The organism is Psychrobacter sp. 5A.1 (assembly GCF_030407455.1).
Classification (GTDB): Bacteria; Pseudomonadota; Gammaproteobacteria; order Pseudomonadales; family Moraxellaceae; genus Psychrobacter.
Window position 1 is genome coordinate 1 of record NZ_JASDDJ010000103.1, and the last position, 4,846, is coordinate 4,846.

5 protein-coding genes are annotated in these 4,846 nt (G+C 41.0%); 1 reads left to right on the top strand and 4 read right to left on the bottom strand.

Features of this window, described 5'->3' with window-relative positions:
* Window positions 1-862 (bottom strand): MobA/MobL family protein (locus QL982_RS14000; protein ID WP_290190414.1); only part of this gene is annotated, 862 nt, incomplete at its 3' end.
* 231 nt (window positions 863-1,093) lie between these two features.
* On the opposite strand from QL982_RS14000, the gene QL982_RS14005 reads away from it, so the two are divergent.
* Window positions 1,094-1,960, top strand: a complete 867-nt coding sequence (locus tag QL982_RS14005) for a hypothetical protein (protein WP_290190415.1) — start codon at window positions 1,094-1,096, stop codon at window positions 1,958-1,960.
* An 11-nt stretch (window positions 1,961-1,971) separates the two neighbouring features.
* Here QL982_RS14005 and repM read toward each other — a convergent pair whose 3' ends face one another.
* The 3 genes from repM to QL982_RS14020 form a co-directional block, all read right to left on the bottom strand.
* The gene (gene repM / locus QL982_RS14010; protein WP_290190416.1) at window positions 1,972-2,934 is read right to left on the bottom strand and encodes a replication initiation protein RepM; all 963 of its coding nucleotides are present in this window, start codon (window positions 2,932-2,934) and stop codon (window positions 1,972-1,974) included.
* 292 nt (window positions 2,935-3,226) lie between these two features.
* Window positions 3,227-4,051, bottom strand: coding sequence for a hypothetical protein (locus QL982_RS14015; RefSeq protein ID WP_290190417.1), 825 nt, complete (start codon window positions 4,049-4,051; stop codon window positions 3,227-3,229).
* A gap of 2 nt (window positions 4,052-4,053) precedes the next feature.
* Window positions 4,054-4,846 (bottom strand): hypothetical protein (locus QL982_RS14020; RefSeq protein WP_290190418.1); only part of this gene is annotated, 793 nt, incomplete at its 5' end.

Here is a 4,846-nt window from a genome sequence, read left to right on the forward strand (position 1 = left end):
GCTTGCTTTCGCGTAAATCTGCGATGGTTCTATCCGCTTTATCATTGGTTTTTTGGTTGTCGTCTAGGTGTTTGTTCCAAACCAACTCATTAGACTGGATAATCTCACGGTTAAACTGACCTTTTTCGGTTGGCATCCCTTTACGTTCCATGTGCGTAGCGTCTTTACCCATCTTTATTTGTGGCACTAGGTCGATACCTTGTGACTTATAACTACGGCTATCAATCAGATTGTGCCCTTTCGCTTCTAATACCTTGTTCGCGGTATGCTCCCACAGTTCGCGCACCGCTTTCACTTCCACGCTCATGCGCGGCAAGCCCTTTTTTCTGCGGTCATCGTCTGATATTTCGCTGTCGGCTTTGTCTTTGGTAAGGTAGATTTTGCCGTCATCGTCAATGGTGGCGGTGCGCGTGGTCAATAAAATATGAGCATGGAAGTTAAGAGGGCTTGCACCGCGTTCGATTTCTTTCTCTGTTGGTACATGGATCGCACAATCTGCGATTACTTGGTATCTATCGGCTAAGGTTTTGGCGAAGTCATGGGCTAAGTCTTTGCGATCTTGTTCGTTCAATTCATGGGGTAAGGCAATGAGCCATTCACGAGCCACGCGACTATTTTTTCGGGTTTCATTACGCTCTGCCATATTCCACAATTCGGCTCTGCCAATGTCACCATTAGCTAAGGCAGTCGGTAGAATAATATCGGCACTTAATACGCCACTGCGTTTTTGATAGTCGTGGAGCTTGCCGTGATCTTTGTCTTCATCAAGCAATTTATCACCAGCACGATAAGCGGCAGCAGCAATCGCACTTTGTCCTTTTGCTCTTGATACTGACTTGGTGCTTGCCATGAATATCGCCATAACGACTGCCTATTTTGAGCGTGGTTTTTTGGGGTTTGGGGTGTCCCCAACGTGTTTCGAGAATTGGGAGATATGAGCCGTTAGGTGAAATATATCACAGTTCTCGAAAACGCGCTCTTGCAGAGGGCTTAAAAATTAAAAACATACTGGCCAAAAGATAGCTCTCTATAGATGTGTTATAGTTCAACTTCTGTTGCATATCTATAGATGGTTAAGTTGATGAGAATTTATATGAAAAAAACAAAAGGTCTGTTAGTTTTAGCATCCGTAGCTTTTATTGCTGCCTGTGGTAGCGATGATAGTGGTGGAAGTTCAAATAATGGCGGTTCAGTTACTAACCCTCCAACTTCGCCTCCAGTAGTAGACACTCCTCAATCAGGTAGTGTCAATGATCCAATAACTGTTAAAAATGGTAAGACTTATCAATTAAACTCAAATTATTTCTATAATAACTTTAAATTCTCAGCTAAAAGTGGGGATAAAGCATTTATAAAGTATTCTGTAGAACTGCCACAGTACGAACAGACTATTTGGGACTGTCGTAAATTTAGTAGCAACACTCACTTAACGGTAGCTAAAGAGTCTGGTGACTGGAGTAGTCGCACTTGTAGTGATGGGATGAAAATTGATGTAGATGAAACCCAAGACTTTAATGTAGAAGTAAAGTCCGCAGGGCCAGGGGTGCTAAATATAACAAGCTTTAATGTAAATTCTATTTTAAAAAATCCTATTGGTGATATTGGTACGCCTAGCAACCCTAAACCACTTAATTTCAATAATAACAATCAGCTGAGTAGTAACCCTTTTTATAACTACTATAAGTTTCAAGCCAAGAAAGACCAAACGTTTATGTTTAAAGGTTCTTTCGATTATCCAATAACTGATAGCTTGGTTAGATTATTTAAGAACCGTTACAATTCAGGCGAGCATCGAGATAACCGTTACTTTAATACCGTTTATAATTCAAATTATGAACGTGTGAGAACTGGTACTGAGAAAGACTTCGAGTTCAAAATACCAGAAGATGGTATTTACTACATCGAAGCTGGCTACTACTATCCATACACAGGGTTCTTTAATGCCGCTTTAGTTAATTAGTAAAAACACTCTTAATAATCAAGATATTCTCTAATAGGACGCTTTTGGAAATCAGAAGCGTCTTGTTTAAGGCGATTAAGCATCTCAAATTCCCATCCTTGCTGTGACTGCCCAGCTGGGCTAGTCGGGCTTACTAAATGATTGTATTCTGCCATGAAAGCAGGATTGCGAACGATACGTCCTAGCTGCTTATCATTTAGCCCTTCAATCGTGAACATATCTGCTGTATCCCCGTCTCTGACAGGTTCTTGCTTTGCATTTTTCGGTTGCGCTTTAGTTAATACCTTAAATTTAAAGCCTGCTATAGCCACACCTTTTTTAACCTGTTCGTAGCTAACTTTTAGGTCTGATTTTTCATTTATCTCATTCACTGCAAGATCTAGAACGCGCTTTTTAAAATCACTCATTGCCTTGTACTCAGTGTCTTCAACACCTAACTGCCCTCTAAAAATATCTAGGTCAAAACTTACCTTTTTCGCTTGCCTCCATTGGTTGAGCAGTTCGTATAATCTCACAGAGTAGACACTCTTCATTGGTGCTACCTGCTCAAGCGCAAATCTTGTGAATAGAGTTTTAGCTTCTATAGCATCAATACGTGTAATCTCTTGTACTACAGCAGGTGTAAGCATTATTTCAATAATCGCCTCATCATCCAAATACTTTGCCTGACTTACCCAATGAGACTTAACTGGCTTACCATCCCGCTCATCAAGAAATGTGAAATAACGCTTAAATAAAGAAGTCTCAGCCTCAATAAGAACTTCGTATGCAGTTTGTCTTGTGACACCAAACGCCTCAGCATAACGGCTTGCGTGGATAGGTAAGGGAGTTACGGTATCTATGCCTGCACCTGTTTCTCTTGCGTCTATAATCGCTAACTGCATAAGTCGAATTTCAGCAAGCGATAATTTTTGTAGAGCTGTATTTAGCCTGTGAGTTTTAACGACCTCATTTTTCAACTTTTTGTTGCTCATATCTATAAACTCATTCTGATTAATGACGTTAATTTATCATGTCTTTTAAGTGACGTAAACAAACTAAGTCATTGATTGACAGGTAAACGTCCCTTAATTGACAGGTAAACGTCCCTTAATTGACAGGTAAACGTCCCTTAATTGACAGGTAAACGTCCCTTAACGTACTCTATACGCCAATGATATCAATGCTTCCAGACAACTTAAAAGCTTTTAAAAGCATTAAAAACATTAAAAACCTTTTTGGTTGTTGATAACTGAAAAAGAAAAGATACTTTTTGCTACTTTATAATTACTTGAATTTGCACCAAGTCCGGTTACTAAAAAGGTTGGATTTGAAGTCTTTTCTACACTTACTTGTATCGACCTCTGCATAGTAACCATCGTCAGCTTGAATAACCTTGTTAAATAATTGAGCTTTTTCAAGCGCATTATATTGAGACTGCCTTTGAGAGATTTCAGCCTTACTAGGAACAAACAACCAAGCTGAACCGAACGTTAGCAGCATAATTGAAAGACAGACAGCACCAAGCATAGCCGTTATCTTCCAGCTAAGATGCTTTACTAAGTTATAGCTAAAATCATTAGCCACATCATCAAGCCTGTCTTTAGTAGCATTTATAACAGCAGTCGTTGTGCTATCTACGCTCTCTCGCAGTTTCCTACCTTGCTTATCATAGGTATCTTCATACAGCTTGAAAAATTCCTGTCTGCTCTCAAATTCAGTTTTTGAGTTATGAGCGGCTGTCTCAAGATCTTCAAATTGCTTTTCAACCTTAGTGGCAACCGTTGAGAGTTGTTTGGTAGCTGTGTCTATATGAGTGGTGAAACCTTTATCTATCAGGCCATGATAGCGTTCATGGTTTTTCTCAAAAATCAGATTGATATTATTTTTGAGTGCTTCATTGGTGTTGTCCGTGATCAGCTGTTCTTTGTCTTGGTAGGTTTTTAATAGCTCAGTTAGCTGCTTAACCTGTGCTGAAAGCTGCTGTGCATATTCTCCATTGGCTTGAGCTTGGGCTTTATTGTCTGCTAGTAATTCTTGATCTTGTTCAATAAGTGCGTGAAGGAGAAGCACTAATTCTTCTATTTGCATCGACTGGGCGTTGTCGGTCATATCTAAAATCCTAGTGTCATGCCACGACTGCGGTTGATATCATAGCTATGGTCGTTAATGGCTACTGAGACGCTCTGTAAGCGCTCCTGCTGCGTCTGAGAGAGGTTTTGCTTATGCTCAGGTACCATAGCATCAAAAACACCCTTTAATGCCGCTGTACTGGTCTTTTGCGACGCTGTGTGTCGTATGCTTTTGCTACTATCCAATGCCGATTGCGAATGTGAGATAAGATCGTTGCCTAAACGCTCATACTGTAGTTCTGCAAGCGTTCTTTGGTGCTTGGTGGTACTGGGATCATCTTGATAGAGTGTCAACGCTTGCATGAGGTTGTCGGTGGCTACAATAGACACAAGGTGCTTTCCAAACTCGCTGTTTTGATCGATTTTCTGCAAGTGCGACTGATCAACGCTAATGGGCTGCTGCTCTAGCTGCTGATAGTAATGATTGAACTCCCCTGTCTCCATAGCAATCCTTGCAAGTCTTTGTTCTCGGCGCTGTTGTCGCTCTAGCTTCTCTTGTTCGGCCTGTTCTTGCTTTTTTTGTGCAATAGCAGCTATTTGCTGCTGTCTTAGGCGCTCTTGCTCAGCTTGCTGTGCTTTCTCGCGGTTAAGGCGTATCGCTTTTAGCCTATTTACCGCATCGTTGGCGCGGTCTATGCTCTCCTGAGTAACTTTTCTGGGCTTAAAGTCAGGCTTAGGCGCAGCTGGGACAATGAATAGCTTGCTTTCGCGTAAATCTGCGATGGTTCTATCCGCTTTATCATTGGTTTTTTGGTTGTCGTCTAGGTGTTTGTTC